Below are 21,787 nucleotides of genomic sequence, written 5' to 3'. Positions count from 1 at the left end.
ATCATTTAAAAATCAATTGGAGAATTTGGTCGATTCAATAGGTCATCTGTATCATCAAAGTCATTGTTTGCTTTACTCTGCATTTTGATGGTTTGTCCCGAATCGAAAGAAGAAATACCGGATGATTGTTTAGAGAAATTTGAACCATATATAGGTTGGTTTACGGCAGGAGCTCCCCCGAAATGATCCAAATCCTGGAATTTCGTATAGCGACCGATAAAGCGAAGTTTTACAGTATCCAAGGAACCATTTCTATGTTTTGCAATAATAACTTCCCCCACTCCTTGTGTAGAATTATGTTCTTCATCTTCTGTAATACCATAGTATTCTGGCCTATACAAGAACATTACCATATCTGCATCTTGCTCAATCGCACCAGATTCTCTCAAATCTGAAAGTTGAGGTCTTTTATCCCCTCCACGGGTCTCTACCGCTCTTGATAACTGAGACAAGGCAATTACAGGCACACTCAACTCCTTTGCAATCTTTTTTAATGCCCTTGAAATACTCGCAATTTCCTGTTCACGGTTACCTCCACCACCACCTTTGGAATCACCAGACATCAATTGCAAATAATCAATAACAATCATTTGAATATCGTGCTGGGCTTTCAATTTTCTACACTTTGCACGAAGCTCTAAAATAGACAAAGCCGGAGTGTCATCGACAAAAAGAGGTGCTTTGGATAATTTAGCTGTTTTATGTACCAATTGTGCCCATTCATGCTCTTCTAAAGATCCCTTTTTAATTTTCTCTGAATCCAACTCCGCTTCGGAACTGATCAAACGATTTACCAACTGAACCGAGGACATTTCCAGAGAGAAAATAGCCACTGGTTTATTATGGTCTACCGCGGCATTTCTTAAAACAGAAAGTACAAAAGCTGTTTTTCCCATTGCAGGACGGGCAGCTATAATTACCAAATCAGATTTCTGCCAACCAGAGGTCACCCTATCCAATGCAGTAAAGCCAGAAGGCACCCCAGTTAATCCATCTTTTTGATCTCTTCGGGACTCCAGTTCTATGATAGCCTCCCGCATAATAGATTTCATATCAGAATAATTCTTTCGAATATTCTTTTCTGAGATTTCAAACAAGGATTGCTCCATCTTATCCAGTAACTCAAATACATCGGTGGTATCCTCATAGGCATCTTTTTGGATCTCTGAGGAAATACGAATCATCTCACGCTTGATGGATTGCTCAGTGATAATCCTAGCATGGTATTCAATATTTGCCGCTGAGGCTACCTTGGAAGTAAGTTCAGTGACATAAAATGCACCCCCAGCAATTTCCAGTGCCCCATTTCTTCTTAGCTGATTGGTTACAGTAAGCAAATCAATGGGTTGACTGTCTGTAAACAAATCCAAGATTGCCTGGAAGATCACTTTATGTGCGTCTTTATAAAAACTCTCTACCTTCAGGATATCGATCACATTGGTCAATGCATCCTTTTCGAGCATCAAAGCACCTAATACGGCTTCCTCAAGATCTACCGCTTGAGGAGGCACTTTCCCCAACATATTGGGAGCGCTTGAATTTTGGTTTTTTCGGGAATATCGAGGGTTGGTACTTTTCTCAGTCATAGTAACAAATGTAGGGTCTTCTGACCACGAGTTTTAAACAAGTTTTGCCAGACTTATCAACAATGAAAAGCCACAAAAATCAAGCCTTGCTAAATATTTTTTCTATTTATAATAAACACCATTTCTGTATCCTCGAAACATGCTACAAAGCATGGCCCAGGAAAAGTGCCACAGCATTTCAGAAAGGGGAATATTAAATACTTTAACACCTAATATAGGAGCATCCAGCATCCCATAGGTATCCCAAAAATGTGGGAAGAGCAAGTTGAAATTGATATAATAGATCAAGAGGGTGATTCCCAAAGTAGCAAAAGCTGAAATCAAGGATAATTCAATCAAATCTGGCCTTTGTATCCATATGTAAACTGAAAGGATAAAAAAGGTCAGAAATGTAACGTATCCAGAATGAATCCCAAATCCAATACTAAAAACCGTCAAACTTGCACAGGCAATTAAAAACATGTAGAAAAATTCCTTATTCTTGGCCTTGGTTTGTCTGGAATAGTCGATTTCTCTCTTTGTAAATGAAGAGTGAATATATCCACCTACACCAAATAGGGCAAAACCTATGATATAATCTTCGATTCCTACAATCCCTTCCCCAAAAAGCGTAGGTGGTCTCCAATAATCACGGAAATACCAGACTTCGGCCACAATTCCCATCAAACCTCCTACAGCTCCAACTTTTATCATCCCCTTTTTCCATGGGTTTTTCCAATAAACAATTGCCCAGGCAACCATATACATAAGCGCAAGGCAGAGGTAGGCGTACTTATCTTCTAGCATAAAAAACTCAAATAGAGCCCGAAATTAATTAAAAAGAACCGCCCTCAAAAAATTGTTTCATTTAAGAATCGTTATGGTCTAAGCACCCGACTTTTATTTTTAAGTTTGAGTATTAAATGAAAAACTGAAACCAATGTTTATGAAAAAATATCATTTCATTGCTATAGGAGGAGCGGTGATGCATAATCTTGCATTGGCACTTGTTGAAAAGGGATATCAAGTCACTGGATCCGATGATGAAATTTATGAACCTTCCAAAACAAGGTTGCAACGAGCAGGTATTCTTCCAGACCAATACGGTTGGTTTCCAAATAAAATAACTCCAGAATTAGACGGCATCATTTTGGGAATGCACGCCCGAATCGATAATCCGGAATTAATAAAAGCTCAGGAGTTAGGCATTCCAGTATATTCTTTCCCGGAATTCATCTACAATCAAAGCAAAAAGAAAAAGCGGGTGGTAGTCGCTGGATCTCATGGAAAAACGTCTATTACCTCCATTATACTCCATGTGTTGAAAGACCAAAAGGTGGATTTCGATTATTTAGTTGGCGCCCAAATTGAAGGCTTTAACCTAATGGTACGGCTTTCGGATGCCCCTATCATTATTATTGAAGGAGATGAATACCTCACATCTCCTTTGGATAGAACACCCAAGTTTTTCCATTACAAACATGATATCGTACTGGTAAGTGGCATCGCTTGGGATCACTTTAATGTCTTCCCTGATTTTGAAGAATACAAAGTTCAGTTTAGCAATTTGATGGAAAAAACTCCCGAATCTGGAGAATTGATTTATTGCGACTCCGACATTTTGGTCAAAGAGGCAGCTAAAAAAGTTGAAATCAAATCTTTGAAAACACCTTATAAAGCACATCCTGCCACGATTGAAGGAGGAAAAACTTTCTTAAAGACTGAAAATGATCTGATCCCTATTCAAATTTTTGGAGAGCACAATCTTCAAAATTTGCAGGGGGCAATGAATATTTGTATATCTCTTGGATTAACTAAACAGCAGTTTTATACTTCCATCCAGAGTTTTACAGGAGCTGCAAAAAGGCAAGAAAAAATCGCTGGAAATGAGCAATCTACGATCTTCAGGGATTTTGCTCACGCACCATCCAAATTAAAGGCTACTACCAATGCAGTAAAATCACAGTTTCCTGAAAGGACTTTAATCGCAGTACAAGAACTTCATACCTACTCTTCCTTAAATAAAGATTTTCTACCTAATTATGCGGGTACAATGGATGCCGCTGATATTGCGGTAATTTACCTAAATCCCCATGCTGCTGCATTAAAAAAGCTGGAATTAATGGATGAGCCAACCTTAAGAAAAGGTTTTGAACGTGAAGATTTAAAGCTTTTTACGGATAGTAATCAATTAAAAGAATTCTTATTGAATCAGGATTATTCCAACACCAATCTGTTGCTCATGTCTTCAGGAAATTATGACAATATGGATTTAACTGAATTAAAAGCTAAATTCAATTAATTAAGAAGGATTAATTGATCGCTTCAGAAAAAAGCGAGTATAAATAATTAAACAAAAAATGAAATTAAATCTAAGAAACTCCATTGCTTTTTTTGATTTGGAGGCGACAGGTACCAATATTTCTACAGATAGAATTGTGGAAATTTCCATTGTCAAATTAAATCCAGATGGAGGTCAGGAAATCTATACCAGAAGAGTTAATCCTGGAATCCCTATTCCATTGGAAGCCTCCTTAATTCACGGCCTTTATGACAAGGATGTCAAGAATGAGCCTTCCTTTAAAGATTTATCGAAGGAAGTGCATCAGTTTATTGGCCAATCCGATTTGTCAGGATTCAATGTATTGAAATACGATATTCCATTGTTGGTTGAAGAATTTTTAAGAGCAGGGATTGAATTTGATTTAGATAAAAGAAACCTACTGGATGCCCAGAAGATATTCCACTTGATGGAAAAGCGTAATTTAACCGCTGCTTACAAATTCTATTGTGGAAAGACGTTGGAAAATGCCCATAGTGCTGAAGCAGATACCTTAGCCACCATGGATGTCTTCAAATCACAGGTTGAAAGATATGTTGGAGAAGAGGCAATTGATCTTCAAGGAAATAAGTTGGGGGTATTTGAAAACGACATGAAAAAAATCCATGATTTGGTGAACGAAAAAATGGTGGATTTAGCAGGTAGGTTTGTTTTTAATTCCCAAGGTGAAGAAGTCTTCAACTTTGGGAAACATAAAGGAAAACCTATAGAACAAGTTTTTAAAGAGGAGCCTGGATATTATGATTGGATGATGAGAGGTGATTTCCCTTTGGACACCAAGAGAAAATTAACTCAGGTAAAACTGAGAGGATTTACGAATAGATAAAACAAAACCCGGAATTCTCCGGGTTTTGTTTTTTATTTTTTATAAAATTCCAATGCCTGAGGCATCCATTCATTCAACTTTTTAATTCGATTGCTTGGATCCGGGTGAGTGGATAAAAATTCTGGAGGGGCCTCTCCCCCACTTTGTGCTTGCATACGTTCCCAGAAAATCGGAGCTTCTCTCGGGTCATATCCAGCTATGGCCATAAACGTCAAACCTAATTGGTCCGCTTCAGTCTCATGTTTTCTAGAGAAACTTAACATTCCTAATTCACTACCAATACCCACAGACTGTAGAAATATCGCTTGAGTTAATGTTGGGTTTTGTCCAATCGCAGAAGAAAGTAGACCAACTCCGAAATTAGCTACCAACCCATTAGACATTCTTTCTCTGGAATGGGCCGCTACTGCATGGGCTATTTCATGTCCCATAACTACAGCAATCCCAGTCTCGGTTTCTGTAATGGGCATGATACCAGTATAAAAAGCAACTTTTCCTCCAGGCATACACCAAGCATTGACTTGATCACTTTCCAATAAGTTAAATTCCCAGCTAAAATCATCTGCTAATTCGTCATATCCCGAAGAACGCAAATATTCTTCCACTGCCTTCGCCATTTTATTTCCCACTTTAAGCACTTTTTGCCCATCAGCTGTAGAGGTTACTACCTTGCTTTCTTCCAAAACTTGGTCGTATTGCTCATTTACTAAAGGCTGAATTTCTTCGCTTGAAACCAATGCAAGCTGAGAACGACCAGTTAAAGGTACTTTTGCACAGGCATAGGTAATGAGACCGATTCCAAATATTAATGCTATTTTTTTCATTTTGATGCTTATTTTACTCATTCTATTTTCAAACAGAATACCAGATTCAATACTAAATATTTTTTGACTATTTTAAATAAAAAATTTTCATTTGATGAGTATTAAAAGCTCCAAACTCGAATTAAACCCTGCAGCTAAAGCTTATATAAGAAAGATGGGAAACCCATTTATTTTTTGGTGGGGGATGCTTTTTAAATTACCATCTGCAGTTTTTTGGAAGCTAGGAGTCAAAACATTGACCTTGGAAAAATGTGAAGTGACCATTCCATTTTTTTGGAGAACACAAAACCCATTTAAATCCATCTACTTTGCTGCACTTGCAGGAGCGGGTGAATTAAGTACGGGGCTTTTATGCCAACTTGCTCTAGCTGGCAAAGGAAAGTTTAGTATGCTGGTGGTGGATTTTAAAGCAGAATACACTAAAAAGGCGGACCAAAAAATCACCTTTACTTGTGAACAAGGCTTAGAATTAAATCAATTAATTGAGCAATTAAAAGTCGGGCAAACAGACCAAATATGCTTGATTACAAAAGGAAAGAATCAGGAAGGTGATTTAGTTGCCAAGTTTTTTATTACTTGGTCTTTCAAAAGGAAAAGTTAATTAGACCAGTCTTTTTCCCATTCTATAAATTCTTTTAATCTGTCATATACTCGTTCCATTGACCAATCTAAAAACTCATGATGGGCATGCATCTGATTGAATTTTATAATTAAAGGATCCCACTCATCATTGGCTAAATTATAATCCTCCTTTAATATATTTCTGACAGAATCAGAATCCACTACTTGTAAGTACCCCGCTCGACGCTTCAGGTATTCCAGTTTCTTTGCATATTCCCTCTCATTCCTAGATTTCTTTGTGAAATAGGAAATCGCACCCGCAATTGCAATTCCTCCCTCAGGAGAATCACGATATCCGGCTGTCACCTGACCTTTATTAGAAGTTGAGGCTTCCTCATTTGGATCCACCAAAACCAGTTTACCATCTTTGAACCTAAAAGAATATGGCTCGGCTTTCACCTCAAAAGTGGGTAAAAGTCTGGCTCTATCCTGAATTTGAATCTGTAAAAATCGTTCTGAAGACAATACAAGATTTTGCTCAATAAAGCCCGGGTAAGTAATTCTCAGAGTATCTCCAGCCTGTGCCTGTACATTGAAATAACCTCTTACATTAGTTGAGTCAGTATCTTCCTTACCTATTACTTCGACCAAAACACCTTCCACATAGTTTTTATCATTGGCATCCAACACATTCCCTGAATAGGAAACTTGGGCCAACGCTACTTTTACGAGCAGCAATAAGAAACATGTAACTGTTATGGATTTCATAAAGATCCAAAGATATTTCAGTTTATGGAACCCCAAAAATGAATCCCGTTAATTAACCTAAAACAGGTTATTTTATTTCCTGAAGCATATCTACCCCTAGAAATTCCGGTTTCTCAGTTCTATACCAAGTTCGGTTGGCTGGAATTTTAATCCCATTAAACTCCTTTTCCCCCTCTAAATAGATTATTTCACCTACTTGATTGGGTTCATCCTTATAAAATTTATAGGCAACCATTCTATAAGTCTCGGGTTCAAAATAAAAATACCATTGATCATCTTCATAAGGTACTCTGGCCACCAAGTACTCTTTTCCATCTACTATTTCCTTACGAATTTCCTTCTCGATAAAAGTACCCGGATCATTCAATTTCATTGGTAAACCCCATAGGTAAGTATAATAATTCCTCATTCTCAATGCCCGGTCTTTGGAAATTTCACCCATTAAAATCACTAAAGAATCACTCATGACCTGATATTCTAATCCTTCAATAGTATAAGTCATCTTAGAGTTAGAGTTATCCAAGTAAAACTCATAAGACCTTGAATTCCTACCTGGAGGCAGACTATCTTTCATGATAAAAGTAGCCTTCAAATTATCCCAATTTCCTTTAGGATCATGGTATTTAATAGCACGTTGAACGAGCTCTTCTCCAGTTGTTGGAACCTTATGATCACATGAAAATGTAACAGTTGCCAGAGAAAAGAAAAAAAGTGATTTTACAACTATATTCATTGATGATTTTTTTTAGCAATCTAGCTAATTTGGTGGAATGCACACAAAGCTTACCCGTCTAGCCCCTACTCCGAGTGGTTTTCTACATTTAGGCAACCTCTATTCGTTTTTGATCACCAAAGCCCTGTCAGAAAAACATGGAAGCAAGGTATTATTACGAATAGACGATTTGGACAGGGACCGATATAGGCAAGAATATGTTCAGGACATATTTGACACCTTGGACTTTATGGAAATCTCCTATGACATAGGCCCCAAAAACCTGAAGGAATTTGAATCAGATTGGTCTCAGATCCATCGAATGAATTCTTACTTGGATGCTTTGGAAACCCTTCGAAACCAAAAGGTCTTATTCTCCTGTGACTGTACTAGAAAAAGGATACAGCAATTAGATTCTTCCGGATATTATTTAGGGTATTGTCTGGATAGAAGAATTCCTTTGGACAAAATGGATACAGCATGGAGATACAATACATTCAACACAGATTTTATTAAAATCAAAGAGTATCCAAATTTAGAAGGAACCTATACGCTACCAGAAGATGGAGCGTTTTTTATGGTTCGAAAAAAAGACCGCCTACCAGCATATCAACTTACCTCAGTGGTTGATGACATTCACTTTGGAGTCGATTTTATTATTCGGGGCAAAGATTTACTCAGTTCATCTTTAGATCAAAAAGTGCTCGCTGAATCTTTAGGTAACAATTCATTTAATGAGATCACTTTCTTTCATCACTCATTGATCAAAGGTCCAAAAAATGTAAAATTATCAAAATCTGAAGGAGCTACCTCCATTCAATATTTGAGAAAAGAAGGAAAAAAGCCAAGTGATTTATATCAAATTCTTGGAGATCTAATGAAATCAGAAACCCCACTTTCTAATTTTGAAGACTTCAAAAATTCTCTTGGAATTATTGAACAGAAATAAAAAAAGGGTCTGAAAAATTTCAGACCCTTCCTTTTCAAAGGAACAGTTATTCGTACTTAGCAGGCATATTCGGAGCCACCTTAGACTTTTCAATAAATTGTCTGATATCCTCATTGGAAGTTTCTAAATCTTCCGCTCTCAGATACATCATGTGGCCACTTCTATAACCAATCCAAGACAATCTATCTGCCAACTCTCCTGTAGGGTCCATTTGCCACATACTATATTTTGCATTGAAAAAGTCGGTACCACCATCATATAAACCAGATTGAACCATAACATGCAAATATGGATTTTGACGCATAGCAGTTGCTAAATCGTATCCCGTATTTTCATTGGATCTATCCCAAGGGTGGACAGGTCCGAAAAGATTATAAGTAAGATCTGTCTTATACTTCAAAGTTTCCTTGGCATAAATATTAAATGCTGGAGCAAAAGCATGATTCCAAGAAGTCAAAGCAGGATCAAAATCAGGTCTGGAACCTGTACCAGCTCTATCAATACCCTTGTACCTACTATCCAAACGACCAATCGTCATTCCCTGATCCCTTAACAATTCTTTCCAGAAGAAATTGGTAGGAACCATTAAGTTATGTTCTAAAATCACTTTTTTACTCAAGCCTGAATAATGAGCCATTTTGGTAGCAATAGCATCCCTTTCTGAAGCGGTTAATTTTCCACCTTTCACCATCGCTGGTAATAATTCATCCACGGCAAACGCTTCCACTTCAGGTAAAATATCATCTAAGTCCTTGCTTTGAAGATCCGAGTCCAATGCCTTATGATACCACGCTGTTGCAGCATAATAAGGAAGGTAATTCGCCATTTTAACTGGCCCCCCTCTTTCGATTCCCATATCCGTAGGAGAAACCAAAATCACACCATTGAAATACATCCAGTGTGCGTTTTGTAATTGGGAAACCAAGCCTGCTACTCTAGTGGTACCATAGCTTTCACCGATGAGATATTTTGGAGAAGCCCATCTTCCTTGGCGAGTCACAAAAGTGTTTACCCAATCTGCCAAATATTTAATATCTGAATTGATTCCAAAAAAGGTAGATCTTGGAGTTTCTGGATCAACGATTCTAGAATACCCAGTATTTACCGGATCTACATAAACAATGTCAGCCACGTCCAAGATTGAATTTGGGTTGGATTTGGTTCCATAAGGCTGAATCGGATATCCTTCATCGTCAATTTTCAAAATTACTGGACCTGTGTAGGCTAAATGCATCCAAATAGAAGCAGAACCTGGACCTCCATTAAAAGAGATCACCAATGGCCTTGTGGTCTTATCGGAAATATCAGTTCTCTCGTAATAGGTATAAAATAAAGATGCGATCGGTTCACCTTTTTCGTTCCACACTGGTTGCGTTCCAGCTGTAGCTTTGTAAGGGACTTTTTTTCCTTTAATTGTGGTTTCGTGAGTGCTTTCTACCTTTGACTCTATTTCAATATGACGCTCTGTCTGAGCCCAAGTGAAACTGATGCAAAACATCAACAGGCAGGATAAAACTAATTTTCTCATAAGGTAAGTGGTGTAATTATTTACTTTAAAAGTACCATTCCTTCTCAGAAATTAACTAGAAAATTACACCAATGGACGAGAGAAATGAATTAGTTCTTACTGGCTCCTACCAGTCTGGCAATGACTACTGCTGGATATAAAATACCAACAGTTGATAAAAAGACTGACAGCATTTTTGTAAGTACATGATTTGGATAAAGATCCCCAAAACCTACTGTAGTAAGGGATACTAAACTAAAATAGATGTATTCTGCATAATCCTCATCAACTCCTTTCAATGTAGGTAAACCTTCAACACCTACTCCAGTAATTAAATGCACAATTTCGAAAACAAATGCTCCCAAGATGGCTACTAACAAATAAACATTGATAGCCCCAATTACCCGATAGATATTAACCTCCCTATCCCTAAATAACAGCCTGATATTTAGGAATATAAATACCAACATATTAAGAATACCTACAATCCTTTCCGATAAATAAAACTCAAAATCCAAGTCACTGAATCTTAGTAATCTCAATCCCAATTGGGTAAAAAACAAAAGAGAGGTCAGTAAGATCATACCTCTATGCCTAGAGGACCAAATACCCGTGAAAAACAGAAATAAAAATACGGTATTAACAAAAATGAAATGTACTCTACCATATTCTATTAATATGGGTAAGATAAAGACCGAAAACACCAGGATTAATAATAATAATCCAAAACTAGCATCAGTGAGCCAATATTCGGTAAAGTTCTTAAAGGCCTTTCTTACGGACTTTTTACCAACTAGCGCTGTAGGGTTCATATTATAAATCTAACATTCCTATTAAAACTTGAACAGCCTGCCCTCTAATAATTACTCGATCATCCTGTTTTTCTAAACGAAGCTCCCCTCCTCTTTTAGAGGCTTGAAAGGCATGCAAAGTAAATTTTCCTGTTTTTTGATACCAATAATCCATCAAAGCACAATGAGCAAATCCTGTTACTGGGTCCTCATCGACTCCCACATTTGGTCCAAAAAATCTACTGCAAATATCAAAAGGTGAATCCCCTTTTGCTGTAACAATTATTCCCTCTTCTGAGTTTCGAGCTATGACCAGCATATCAGGTTTTACACTTTTTACTGCATCTGAATCCTCTAATTCAATAATCCAATTTTTTCTCAACTCTGAAATCCCTACAATTCGTTTTCCAAAAAACTCTTCTTTAAAATATGGATGTGGTTCAGAAAAAGTTGGGATCAAAGGAAAATTCATTTCAATCCATTCCCCATTAACCGTTACTTTCAACTCCCCACTTTTGGTATTAAAATGAATTTCTTCTTCAGGAAAGGCCCATCCCGCATGTGTCATATGAAAGGCAGAAGCCAGTGTGGCATGTCCACACAAATCTATTTCTAAGGTAGGGGTAAACCAACGTAAATTAAAATGACCTTCATCTTCTGTCTTTTCTACAAAAGCGGTTTCACTCAAATTCATCTCCATGGCAATTTTCTGCATCTCATCTGAAGAAATACTTTCTTCCAGTAAGCATACCGCCGCTGGATTCCCTCCAAAAGGTTTATTTGTAAATGCGTCAACGATAGCAATAGGTATTTTCATGACCTAATATTTTGTTTTTAGGATATTAAAATGATGCATAAAATGACCTGGAATAATCCAAAATAATGCTCTTGGTGTAATAGGATTTCCACTGGCTTTACCCATCGTATCTAAACTGTCCTCCGGTAGTGTTTTCAGCATGGAAAGCATCGCCATTCGTTGAATCTTAAAGTCTTCCAATAAATCCAGTAAAGGAACAGCTCCAAACTTTGCATTCAACACATAAGGATCTTGGTCAAAACCTGGTAATTCGGATTCTTCTCCTCTCGCAAAACATAAGGCCCTGAATGTCATAATCCGCTCGGTATCGATGATATGTCCAAGTACTTCTTTTGGAGTCCATTTGCCCTCATCATAAGCAGTTTCAGCCCATTTACGATCTTTCGATAGAAACAATTCATGGATCAATTTGATTTGATCCAAAATCAATACTTCAAAATTTTCACCAGCTACTAAATTTAAATAGGTGGAAAAAAAATCAGAATAATCACCTTTATTCGGTTGGTTTATTGTCTTCATGTAAAAGTTGATTTGTTTCACAATTATATAGGATAAATTTAGACGAACCCTAAAACATATACCAAACATGAATAAAATATTACTTGGGATAGGACTGATTTTTATCAGTTCCGAAGCTTTTTCACAAACCCTCATCAATAGAGATCCGGAAATTGCAAAAATGGTCTCTGAAGTTTCCTCAGACTCATTGGAGAGTTATGTTAGAAAACTGGCTTCTTTCGATACGAGACATACCCTAAATACAGATCCTGAAAATGGAATGCCTGCTGCTCAGAACTATGTACTCTCCAAGTTTAATTCTTTCGCCCAGCAGTCAGGCGGAAGAATGACCGCAGAAATTGAAAATTTTGTAATTCCTGCAGATGACAGAAGAATCAAAGAAGATGCTCCTGCAGCCAATGTCATCGCTACCTTAAAAGGTACTGACCCGAATGATCCACGCATTTTCATTATTTCCGGACATATGGACTCTAGAAATAAAGATGTGATGGACAAAGAAGGAATTGCACCAGGTGCAAATGATGATGGTAGTGGAACAGCAGCAGTAATTGAATTGGCTCGTGTCATGGCCTCAAGGGAATTTCCAGCCACCATTCTTTTTGTAGCTTTTACCGGAGAAGAAGAAGGATTGAAAGGGGCAACTTATCTGGCTGACAAAGCAACCGAACAAGGATGGAATATCGGGGCAGTCTTAAACAATGATATTATTGGAAACAGTAGTTCCTCTGGTACTTTGATCAAAGACAATCTTAAAATGCGGGTCTTTTCTGAAACCATCCCAGCGAATGAAACAGAAGAGATGGCAAGAATCAGACGCTACACTGGTGCAGAGAATGATAGTAAGTCAAGACAATTGGCGCGATATGTCAAAGAGATTGGAGAGCGATATGTGGACCAATTCGAAGTTAAATTGATTTATAGAGCCGATAGATTTTTAAGGGGTGGAGACCAAACTGCCTTTGCCAGAAATGGATTTACTGCGATCAGGATCTCCGAAATGAATGAAAATTTCTATCACCAACATGAAAACGTAAGAGTAGAAAATGGCATTCAATATGGTGACTTACCTGAGTTCATGGATTTTGAATACCTACGTAAAGTTTCTGCAGTCAATGTAGCAAGTCTTGCCACTTTGGCTTCTGCTCCTGCACAACCCGAAGAGGTTCAAATCAGTGTGAGAGGCTTGAGTAATTCTTCGACATTGGTCTGGGAAAAACCTGCGATAGGAAAGGCAAAAGGATATTATGTTTTGATGAGGGAGACTTCTTCACCTATGTGGGAAAAGAAATTTTTCACAACAGAAACTACGATGACTCTTCCTTACTCCAAAGACAATTATTTCTTTGCAGTACAAGCTGTGGGAGATGATGGAGCTGAGTCACTTCCGGTTTTCCCAACCCCATCGAACAGATAAGCTATTTTAAATTGAAACAATTCCAAATTGCTTCAAAAGGTTGGTTTACGGAAACTGAATGTTGTAAATTTAGTTTAAACACTAAGACAAAATTTGAAACAATGAAAGCAAAAGAAATAGTTACCCTACAACGCTCACTTCTGGTTGATACTGAAAAACTACTAAATAAACAGGTGGAAATGGAAGGTAAGTCCTCTGCTTACTATCTTTCCATGGCTTCATGGTGTCACATGATGGGCTACGAAAATGCAGCAAAATACCTGTATACCCATGCGGATGAAGAGCGGATGCACATGATGAAAATATTTAGGTATATCAATGAAGCCGGTGGTCATGCTTACCAGCCAGAAATCACAGATATTCGCCACAATTTCAACTCTTTAAGGGAAGTTTTTGAATTAATTCTAGAGCATGAAATTAAAGTAACCAAAGCTATTAATACCATAGTGGATCATGCCTTTACGGTAAAGGATTTTGCAACATTTAGTTTTATGCAATGGTATGTTACTGAACAAAGAGAAGAGGAAACCATGTCCCGAAGAGCATTGGAATTATTTGACATAATCGGTGAAGATGGTGTTGGCTTATGGACAATTGATCAAGAGCTAGGAAAACTTCACGATGCTTCGATTCAACCAGGTGAATAGAAACCCTTGATAAAACAACAATAATCAAGAACTCAAAAGCGGCTAAATGCCGCTTTTTTCATTTAAACTTTCTATATACAAGAATTTATTTATGGCAATTTTTAATAGTTGCAACCCCTTAATCCTGAAGTTTTGCATTAAGAAATAAATGATTCTTCTAAAACATATGAATTGGTAAGAATTCAGAAATTATTTTAAAAAAAGAAGTGATTTTCAGCTTGATCTAAGTCTCAATTAGAGGTAAATTCTCTTAAAAAAAGCCATGAAAACTTCAGAAAATAAATTGGTCAAATTACCCATCTCAAATATAACTGCAATGAATTCCCAAACTTTTTGGAAGGTTTATTTCAGACGGATCAATAAAAAAGCCGACTACTTAAAAAGATTTAGATTATTGTTTAGATCAATTTCTTCAACTTTAACAACTGCATTAATTATGAGCTTCTTGGTTTCTTGCGTTCCGGTGTTTTCAGATTTACAAAGTGCCAGAACATTAAAAAAAGGAAATTTTGAAGGAACTCCATATTATACCAATACCGGTGCGAACTCAGAAGATAAAGGAGCATCACATACAGGAATAAATTTTGGGATAGGGCTCTCAGAAAATATTGATATTAGAGGAAGGCTAGAATATCTATGGTTAAATGGAGTTGAAGACTCAGGCACATTCATTTTAGGAGTAGGTCCTAAAATTGGAATAATTCCTGATCGAATTTCATTCTTCTTCCCAGTTGGAACAACCACTCAAGGGGGAATATGGCAGTTACAACCTACTTTATTTTTTACGCAACCAGTTGTTCAAGACAAATTTGAAATCACCATTGCACCTAAATATATATTTTCATTATGTGAAGATTGTGGAAATAATCTTACTACCAATTTAGGGTTAGCATTCAGTAAGGATCTTAATAAATATGCTTGGAGAGTAGAATATGGCAGATTAATCCAGCAAGGAGGAGGCGTAGGACAATTCAGTCTTGGATATTCCTTTATCCTAAACAAAAAAGTAAATTAAGTTATAAACAGATTATCTTAGGTGATTTAAATATATGATCAATTAAAAAATAAGTATACCAATAAGTTTTAAAATGAAAATTAAACATACTAAAAACACCATTTTAAATTCATAAATATGATTTGAATAATTTCTAATAATTATCCATTTTTTATTAACTTAATCATATTCTAGGCATACTAAGAACTATTTTAATTGGTTAGAACATGAAATTAGGATTAGAATCACAAGTTCAATTTTTTCAAGCCTTAAAAAATTCAATCCCATCCTATTCTTCCTTAGTGGATGAAGTAGCAGAAACTATTGATATCAGCGTTGATAGTGCCTACAGAAGAATTAGAGGAGAAAAATTACTAAACTACCACGAGCTCTTTCTTTTGAGTCAAAAATTTAATGTATCCATTGACAAAATTTTTAGCAATGGAACAAGCTCCATTCTATTCCAAACGAACCAAAATAATTTAGAAAAAAACAATTTCCTATCCTGGATGCAAGATGTGCTTTACCAGCTCGAAATGGTCAACTCATTTTCAAAAAAGCATATTTATTTTCTTTTAAAGGACATGCCCCCTTGGTATCATTATTACCATAAGGAATTAGCAGCTTTTAAATTCTTCTTTTGGAAAAAATCCATCCTGTTTAGCCCAGATGTTGCCGACTCAACTTTTTCACTTGAAGAACATTCCTATCGGGAATTCGAGGAGATAACAAGAAAGATTTTAAAGGCCTACAACAATGTAAATTCCACAGAAATCTGGAATATTGAAGGCATCAACACCACAATCCGCCAAATCAATCTTTACCATGAGATGGGAATCATCACTGATCCATCTCTTACCATTCGACTTTACACTTGCCTATTAGAAGTGATCAACCATTTAGAAAAAATGGCGGAATTTGGGAAGAAATTCCCATTAGGTGGTCAACCCACGGATGAAAGCGCGGACTACTATTTTTATGTCAATGAATTCGTATTAGGTGATAATACATTTTTTGCTGAATTAGATGACAATAAAATCACCTACCTGAATTACAACGTGATTTATTTTATGGGTACTTCAGACGTGGCTTTTAACAAATCTATGTTTCAAAACTTGGAAAATCTGATCAAAAAATCGACACAAATCAGTAAGGTGGGTGAAAAAGAAAGAAGGCAGTTTTTCAACAAATTAAGAAGGAAGGTTCGTATAAATATGGAGTCCATTTCAACCCAGGAAGAATAAATGAATCCATTAATCCCCTGCGATTTTATTTGATTATTCTTACTTTTCCTGTATCAAAGAATTACGTATGAATTATTATCAAAAATGTTTACCACTTCTTGCCGGCATCGTTTTCTCCTTTTCCTCATGTGAGCAAAAAGAAACTGCTGTTCAAAATGAAGAAAAACTGGTAGTTTCAGAAGCACCCATACCTACAGAAAAGATCGATGGAATGGTTTGGATTCCAGGTGGTGAGTTTGTGATGGGAACAAATGAAGCCGATGCATATGCTGCTGAAAAGCCAGCTGTAAACTTAAAGGTTGAGGGCTATTGGATGGACACCCATGAAGTGACCAATGCAGAATATAAAAAGTTTGTGGATGAAACTGGCTACGTTACAGTAGCAGAGAGAAAACCGGAATGGGAAGAGTTAAAAAAACAATTACCTCCAGGCACACCAAAACCAGATGAATCAGTTTTGGTAGCAGGATCCATGGTATTCTCTCCTCCTCCTTATCCAGTCCCTTTGCAAGACATATCACTTTGGTGGGTTTGGGTAAATGGAGCCAACTGGAAGCATCCAGAAGGCCCTGACTCAGACATCATTGGCAGAGAGAATCATCCTGTTGTTCATATTTCTTATGAAGATGCAGTTGCATATGCAGAATGGGCTGGAAAAAGATTACCGTCAGAAATTGAATGGGAATTTGCTGCAAGAGGAGGAATGAATGGAAAGCGGTTTGCCTGGGGAGATGAATTAACTCCTAATGGTCAACATCTTGCAAATACATTTCAGGGGAATTTCCCCAATGAGAATCTCGGTCATGATGGGTTTATTGGTACCTCACCAGTAAAATCATTTGCTCCAAATACATTTGGCCTATACGATATGATCGGGAATGTTTGGGAACTTACTGATGATTGGTATGATGCTTTGAAGTACGCTAGACTGGCCGGACAAGCGCCTAAATTAGATAAGGGAATGAACCCTTGTTATAACCCTGACAATCCATACGCGATGGAACGAGTAATAAAAGGAGGATCCTACCTTTGTGCAGCAAATTATTGTGTCAACTATAGACCTTCTGCAAGACAAGGGCAAGCCTTTGATTCTGGAACTTCGAATGTCGGGTTTAGATGTGTGAAAGATCCCGAAACCAAAACACTAAGTTTGAAATAAACATTTTAAAAAAATAAAGGGCTGAAATCACTAGAGATTTCAGCCCTTTTTTATTCTTAATTTCGATTAAGAATTAGGGTAACCCTTCACTATTCTAGCGATATATTTTCCAATGATATCAAATTCCAAATTTACAACATCACCAATTTGAAGCTGATGGAAGTTGGTAAATTCATAGGTATAAGGAATAATAGCTACAGAAAACTTGCCTGGTTTTGAATTAAAGCAGGTCAAACTGGTACCATTGATGGTAATTGATCCTTTTTCTACTGTAATATTACCCAGGCTGTCATCATAATCTATATCAAATAACCAACTTCCATCCTGATCAGAGATATTTTTCACCACTCCAATTTGATCCACATGCCCTTGGACAATATGACCGTCAAAACGTCCATTAGAAGGCATACAACGCTCTAAATTCACCTTTTTACCTTCGGACCATTGGGATAAATTAGTCTTTTGAATGGTTTCATCAATTGCAGTTACTCGATAGGAATCCGGAGTGGTTTCCACTACTGTTAAGCAAACTCCATCGTGAGCAAGAGATTGATCTATTTTTAATTCAGAACTTAAAGTCGATTCCAAATCAAAATGAACATTGGTGCCATCTGTTGTGATTTTCTTGATGGTTCCGAAAGATTCTACGATTCCTGTAAACATGTTTTTTTAAACTTCGGGCTTTCAATGAGTAAGCAAAAATTGCAATTTAAGAGTTCAAATTAAGCCAATTATTCTTTTATCTTCGATCACAGAATTTAAATTAACACATTCAAAAATGCTGAAACTAGAAGATACCTACCTCCACAAAGGCAAACGAAAAGCGTTAGTTGCTTTGCTCAGGGAAAAAGGAATCAAAAGTGAAAGTGTTTTGGAGGCGATAAATAATTTACCCCGCCATTTTTTCTTTGACTCCGCACTGATCTCACACGCCTATGAAGATAAGGCATTTCCAATAGGAGAAGGACAAACTATCTCCCAACCTTATACAGTAGCATTTCAAACGGAGTTACTGAACATTAAACAAGGAGATAAAGTACTAGAAATCGGAACTGGTTCTGGATACCAAGCAAGTATCCTTCATCTTTTAGGAGCAGAGGTCTATACAATAGAGTATCAAAAGAAGCTTTATGAAGGGACCAAACGATTTTTGGGAAGACTTGGAATTCATATGAACCTATTCTATGGAGATGGATCTGAAGGATTACCCCAACATGCCCCCTACGACAAAATATTAGTCACCGCAGGAGCTCCAATCGTTCCTGATGCCTTATTAAAACAATTAAAAGTTGGAGGTGTTTTAGTCATTCCTGTAGGAGACCGAAGAAGGCAAACCATGCTGAGATTGACCAAAAAATCCGAAAAACAAATAGTCCGTGAAGAATTCGATTGGTTTGCTTTTGTCCCTTTACTGGGCAAAGAAGGTTGGAAGAGGTAGCTCAACTCAATTTAACTTAAATTCAGAATTTTATTCTGTTTTATTTACTTGAATTACTTTTTTCAAAATTTTATATATATTTTTAAGGCAAAATTAATCCTATGGCTAAGAAAAAATTTGCTAAAGAGTCTGCAACCATCATGACTGAGATGGTTCTTCCAAACGACACCAACACCTTGAATAACTTAATGGGAGGTAAATTGATGCATTGGTTGGATGTAGTCGCTGCCATAGCTGCTCAAAAACATTCAAATAGAATCGTGGTGACTGCTTCCGCGGATAGTATCTCCTTTAAAGAACCTATTGCATTAGGAAATGTAGTCACATTAAAATCAAAAGTGACCAGGGCATTTAATTCTTCTATGGAAGTATTTATTGAAGTGGTTGCCGAAGATATCCCTGCCAACAAAAAAATCATGACACACCGGGCATTTTTCACATTTGTAGCAGTGGATCAAAATGGAAAACCCATTGAAGTACCTGAAGTAGTTCCCGAAACGGAAGAAGAAATAGAGCACTATGAAGGCGCACTAAGAAGACGACAACTTCGTCTAGTGCTTTCCCAAAGAATGAAACCTGAAGATGCAGTGGAATTGAAATCCATCTTCAATTTGCCAGGAACCAAATAAAAAATTAAGAAAGGACAGAAGTATTTGTCCTTTCTTTTTTTGCTAACAACTGATTTTTGACCAATTTCCCACATGGAAAATTTAAGTCTCCAAGAACTTCAGTTTTTTCTGGAAGAAGACCTATTCTTATTGCCAGAAGATGCCAAAAAATTGAAAGATCAACAATCAATTTCAGATCAGACTTCCAGTCTTGAAGCTCCAAACCGTTCGGTCAAAGAGGCTCAGGAAACATACGAATCAACTCCCAGCAGTACTGAACTTACTAAAGAAGACCTACCTCCTATCCAAGTAAAAGGTAATTTTACAAAAGGACTATTGATTGTGCACGAAGAGGATGATTTATCTGAAGAAGTAATGAACATGTTGGTCAAAATGATCAATGCTGTTGGTCACTCCATGAATGAAGTTGGCTTGGTCTCCTCCTCCATCTTAGAAGACAGAACTCTAGATGAATTTGAAGCATTGAATGCGCATATTATTCTGAAGTTCGGTAAAATTAAGCACCCTGTCAATTCCGTTCCCGCGATTCCATATGAAGTATTTACAGACCAGGAAACCCAATACTTATTTGCAGATGCCTTAGGACAAATCGCAGACGATAATACAATGAAGCGCAAACTTTGGAATGCCCTTCAAATCCTTTTTAACATTAAAAAATAATATGAGCTTAACTCCAGAACAGCACACTTGGGCCAGAAGATTTAAATGGATCAGCCTTATTGAAGGCATTTCTTTTCTTGTCCTTTTACTGATTGCCATGCCATTGAAATACATGCTGGACATGCCTATGGCTGTGAAAGTAGTAGGTTGGGCTCATGGCTTATTATTCATTATTTATATCTACACAGTTTTTCCTACTGCCCATAAATTAAAATGGGGATTCAGTAGAACCTTTTTCGCTCTAATCGCCTCTGTTTTGCCATTTGGACCTTTTATTTTCGACAGAAATCTAAAGAAAAGTCAACACGTAGATTTATAGCCTATGGCTTTAATCAGTAAAAAGAAGAAGATATATCCCATAAGTCCTGGCTTAAGAAGGTATTTGATCAAATACTCCAGAGAGGTGGATATTCCTATCCATTACCATGAGCTTCTCCGTTATTCCAGTTCTATCGCCTTGTATGATTCCAAGGACCAAGACACCTTGTGGGAAACCGTTTTTTATGATCAGTCTGACAGGGAGGAAATTCATTTAAATGTTAAGAAGATCTATGCGCTGTTGAAGGCAGGTGGAGACATGTCAGTCATGGAACACCTATATGTAGACCGAATTGATTTATGTATTTATGGAAATACACAGCCATTTCGGGTGAGAATAGTCAACAGAATCAATGACAACTTTGACTATTTTTACATTAAAAATGCAGATGCATCCCGGGTATATGGACTGGAGCTGGAGCATCTACTTTCTCCAAATAGGATAAGTTATTTAGTCCATCAAAACACCTTGATAGAAGAACATATTGCCGGTATCCCAGGTGATAAGTTTATGCGAATACATATGGAAGATTCGCATTTAAATCCTATTCGCCTTGCTAAGGAGTTTGTCAAATTCAATGAGCGATGTTTTGTGAGATTATTGGGAGACATGCATTCCGCTAATTTCGTGATTGACGTCACACCCGATTTTGAGGAAACCCATTATAGAATCCGGGCCATAGATTTTGACCAGCAATCATACGAAGGAAAAAAATCCATCTACCTACCGCAGTATTTTAAAGAAAACAACATGTTGATCCAGCTAGGGATGAAATACATCACCCCTGAGTCAATGCATCAATATCAAAAAGAAGAGAGGGCACTGATTGCACACCGATTAAGATCCTCGCAAAAAGGAATTGATGATATCCTGAGGGCAATGGAGCATGACAAAATTTCATTGCCAGAAAACATCGATTCCTTGAAGAAGGATTTGGCGAAGCATTATTCCAACGAAAAGTTTTTAAGCTGCCATAACATGGGACAGATCTTAAGAATTAGCTTGGAACAACTGATAAAAAAATAGTCCCCTATCAACATTTTTTATTTTTTACATGAGGAACCTATTCATCCATTAGAAAAAGCTTAACTTTTTATTTGAAT

The 21,787-nt window shown here is 37.1% G+C and carries 24 protein-coding genes; 14 read left to right on the top strand and 10 right to left on the bottom strand.

Going from position 1 to position 21,787, the window contains the following annotated elements; translation table 11 throughout:
- Positions 1 to 5: 5 nt before the first annotated feature.
- The gene (gene dnaB / locus JYB62_RS03260) at positions 6 to 1,586 is read right to left on the bottom strand and encodes a replicative DNA helicase (RefSeq protein ID WP_205644004.1); all 1,581 of its coding nucleotides are present in this window, start codon (positions 1,584 to 1,586) and stop codon (positions 6 to 8) included.
- Between the two features lie 102 nt (positions 1,587 to 1,688).
- Positions 1,689 to 2,372, bottom strand: coding sequence for a lycopene cyclase domain-containing protein (locus tag JYB62_RS03255; RefSeq protein ID WP_205644003.1), 684 nt, complete (start codon positions 2,370 to 2,372; stop codon positions 1,689 to 1,691).
- A 139-nt stretch (positions 2,373 to 2,511) separates the two neighbouring features.
- Between JYB62_RS03255 and JYB62_RS03250 the strand changes: the two genes are divergently transcribed.
- Together JYB62_RS03250 and JYB62_RS03245 are read left to right on the top strand one after the other, a co-directional pair.
- Positions 2,512 to 3,867 carry a UDP-N-acetylmuramate--L-alanine ligase gene (locus tag JYB62_RS03250; protein ID WP_205644002.1) on the top strand — a complete coding sequence of 452 codons (1,356 nt, stop codon included), beginning with the start codon at positions 2,512 to 2,514 and terminating at the stop codon, positions 3,865 to 3,867.
- 58 nt (positions 3,868 to 3,925) lie between these two features.
- On the top strand, positions 3,926 to 4,732 hold the full coding sequence (locus tag JYB62_RS03245; RefSeq protein ID WP_205644001.1) for a 3'-5' exonuclease: 807 nt from the start codon (positions 3,926 to 3,928) through the stop codon (positions 4,730 to 4,732).
- Between the two features lie 32 nt (positions 4,733 to 4,764).
- Here JYB62_RS03245 and JYB62_RS03240 read toward each other — a convergent pair whose 3' ends face one another.
- Complete coding sequence (locus tag JYB62_RS03240; protein WP_205644000.1) at positions 4,765 to 5,556, bottom strand: M48 family metallopeptidase; 792 nt, start codon at positions 5,554 to 5,556, stop codon at positions 4,765 to 4,767.
- Between the two features lie 94 nt (positions 5,557 to 5,650).
- Between JYB62_RS03240 and JYB62_RS03235 the strand changes: the two genes are divergently transcribed.
- Complete coding sequence (locus JYB62_RS03235; protein WP_205643999.1) at positions 5,651 to 6,157, top strand: DUF4442 domain-containing protein; 507 nt, start codon at positions 5,651 to 5,653, stop codon at positions 6,155 to 6,157.
- Here the strand turns inward: JYB62_RS03235 and JYB62_RS03230 are convergent.
- Positions 6,154 to 6,885 (bottom strand): peptidase associated/transthyretin-like domain-containing protein, encoded by a 732-nt coding sequence (locus JYB62_RS03230; RefSeq protein ID WP_205643998.1) that lies wholly within the window; start codon positions 6,883 to 6,885, stop codon positions 6,154 to 6,156. The two genes, JYB62_RS03235 and JYB62_RS03230, sit on opposite strands and share 4 nt — an antisense overlap.
- A 67-nt stretch (positions 6,886 to 6,952) precedes the next feature.
- Entirely contained in the window at positions 6,953 to 7,618 is a 666-nt protein-coding gene (locus tag JYB62_RS03225) for a DUF6503 family protein (RefSeq protein ID WP_205643997.1), read from the bottom strand.
- 37 nt (positions 7,619 to 7,655) lie between these two features.
- On the opposite strand from JYB62_RS03225, the gene JYB62_RS03220 reads away from it, so the two are divergent.
- Positions 7,656 to 8,546 carry a glutamate--tRNA ligase family protein gene (locus tag JYB62_RS03220; protein WP_205643996.1) on the top strand — a complete coding sequence of 297 codons (891 nt, stop codon included), beginning with the start codon at positions 7,656 to 7,658 and terminating at the stop codon, positions 8,544 to 8,546.
- A gap of 46 nt (positions 8,547 to 8,592) precedes the next feature.
- On the opposite strand, the gene JYB62_RS03215 is transcribed toward JYB62_RS03220, so the two are convergent.
- The 4 genes from JYB62_RS03215 to JYB62_RS03200 form a co-directional block, all read right to left on the bottom strand.
- A complete protein-coding gene (locus JYB62_RS03215) occupies positions 8,593 to 10,074 on the bottom strand; it encodes a S10 family peptidase (protein ID WP_205643995.1) in 1,482 nt (493 codons plus the stop codon).
- Between the two features lie 89 nt (positions 10,075 to 10,163).
- Entirely contained in the window at positions 10,164 to 10,865 is a 702-nt protein-coding gene (locus JYB62_RS03210; RefSeq protein WP_205643994.1) for a potassium channel family protein, read from the bottom strand.
- A 1-nt stretch (position 10,866) separates the two neighbouring features.
- Entirely contained in the window at positions 10,867 to 11,661 is a 795-nt protein-coding gene (locus JYB62_RS03205) for a PhzF family phenazine biosynthesis protein (RefSeq protein ID WP_205643993.1), read from the bottom strand.
- A 3-nt stretch (positions 11,662 to 11,664) separates the two neighbouring features.
- Positions 11,665 to 12,180: a DinB family protein gene (locus JYB62_RS03200; RefSeq protein ID WP_205643992.1), complete on the bottom strand. Its 516-nt coding sequence runs from the start codon at positions 12,178 to 12,180 to the stop codon at positions 11,665 to 11,667.
- 67 nt (positions 12,181 to 12,247) lie between these two features.
- Here JYB62_RS03200 and JYB62_RS03195 point away from each other — a divergent pair, with 67 nt between their 5' ends.
- The 5 genes from JYB62_RS03195 (at position 12,248) to JYB62_RS03175 (ending at position 17,638) form a co-directional block, all read left to right on the top strand.
- Positions 12,248 to 13,594, top strand: a complete 1,347-nt coding sequence (locus JYB62_RS03195) for a M20/M25/M40 family metallo-hydrolase (RefSeq protein WP_205643991.1) — start codon at positions 12,248 to 12,250, stop codon at positions 13,592 to 13,594.
- Positions 13,595 to 13,695: 101 nt separating this feature from the next.
- The gene (locus tag JYB62_RS03190) at positions 13,696 to 14,241 is read left to right on the top strand and encodes a ferritin (protein ID WP_205643990.1); all 546 of its coding nucleotides are present in this window, start codon (positions 13,696 to 13,698) and stop codon (positions 14,239 to 14,241) included.
- 436 nt (positions 14,242 to 14,677) lie between these two features.
- Entirely contained in the window at positions 14,678 to 15,256 is a 579-nt protein-coding gene (locus tag JYB62_RS03185; RefSeq protein WP_205643989.1) for a hypothetical protein, read from the top strand.
- A gap of 206 nt (positions 15,257 to 15,462) precedes the next feature.
- The gene (locus JYB62_RS03180) at positions 15,463 to 16,479 is read left to right on the top strand and encodes a hypothetical protein (RefSeq protein ID WP_205643988.1); all 1,017 of its coding nucleotides are present in this window, start codon (positions 15,463 to 15,465) and stop codon (positions 16,477 to 16,479) included.
- Between the two features lie 67 nt (positions 16,480 to 16,546).
- On the top strand, positions 16,547 to 17,638 hold the full coding sequence (locus JYB62_RS03175; protein WP_205643987.1) for a formylglycine-generating enzyme family protein: 1,092 nt from the start codon (positions 16,547 to 16,549) through the stop codon (positions 17,636 to 17,638).
- Between the two features lie 66 nt (positions 17,639 to 17,704).
- Here the strand turns inward: JYB62_RS03175 and JYB62_RS03170 are convergent, their stop codons facing one another.
- Positions 17,705 to 18,301 carry a riboflavin synthase gene (locus JYB62_RS03170; RefSeq protein WP_205643986.1) on the bottom strand — a complete coding sequence of 199 codons (597 nt, stop codon included), beginning with the start codon at positions 18,299 to 18,301 and terminating at the stop codon, positions 17,705 to 17,707.
- Between the two features lie 115 nt (positions 18,302 to 18,416).
- Between JYB62_RS03170 and JYB62_RS03165 the strand changes: the two genes are divergently transcribed.
- From JYB62_RS03165 to JYB62_RS03145, 5 genes are all read left to right on the top strand, one after another.
- Positions 18,417 to 19,076, top strand: a complete 660-nt coding sequence (locus JYB62_RS03165) for a protein-L-isoaspartate(D-aspartate) O-methyltransferase (RefSeq protein WP_205643985.1) — start codon at positions 18,417 to 18,419, stop codon at positions 19,074 to 19,076.
- A gap of 101 nt (positions 19,077 to 19,177) precedes the next feature.
- The gene (locus JYB62_RS03160; protein WP_074224369.1) at positions 19,178 to 19,705 is read left to right on the top strand and encodes an acyl-CoA thioesterase; all 528 of its coding nucleotides are present in this window, start codon (positions 19,178 to 19,180) and stop codon (positions 19,703 to 19,705) included.
- Between the two features lie 72 nt (positions 19,706 to 19,777).
- The gene (locus JYB62_RS03155; protein WP_205643984.1) at positions 19,778 to 20,365 is read left to right on the top strand and encodes a hypothetical protein; all 588 of its coding nucleotides are present in this window, start codon (positions 19,778 to 19,780) and stop codon (positions 20,363 to 20,365) included.
- Between the two features lies 1 nt (position 20,366).
- Positions 20,367 to 20,684, top strand: a complete 318-nt coding sequence (locus tag JYB62_RS03150) for a DUF3817 domain-containing protein (protein ID WP_074224371.1) — start codon at positions 20,367 to 20,369, stop codon at positions 20,682 to 20,684.
- 3 nt (positions 20,685 to 20,687) lie between these two features.
- A complete protein-coding gene (locus tag JYB62_RS03145) occupies positions 20,688 to 21,710 on the top strand; it encodes a hypothetical protein (protein ID WP_074224372.1) in 1,023 nt (340 codons plus the stop codon).
- Positions 21,711 to 21,787: the final 77 nt, after the last annotated feature.

Source organism: Algoriphagus lutimaris (genome assembly GCF_017051705.1).
In the GTDB taxonomy this organism is placed as follows: Bacteria; Bacteroidota; Bacteroidia; order Cytophagales; family Cyclobacteriaceae; genus Algoriphagus; species Algoriphagus lutimaris.
This window is presented reverse-complemented; position numbering and strand designations above follow the sequence as displayed.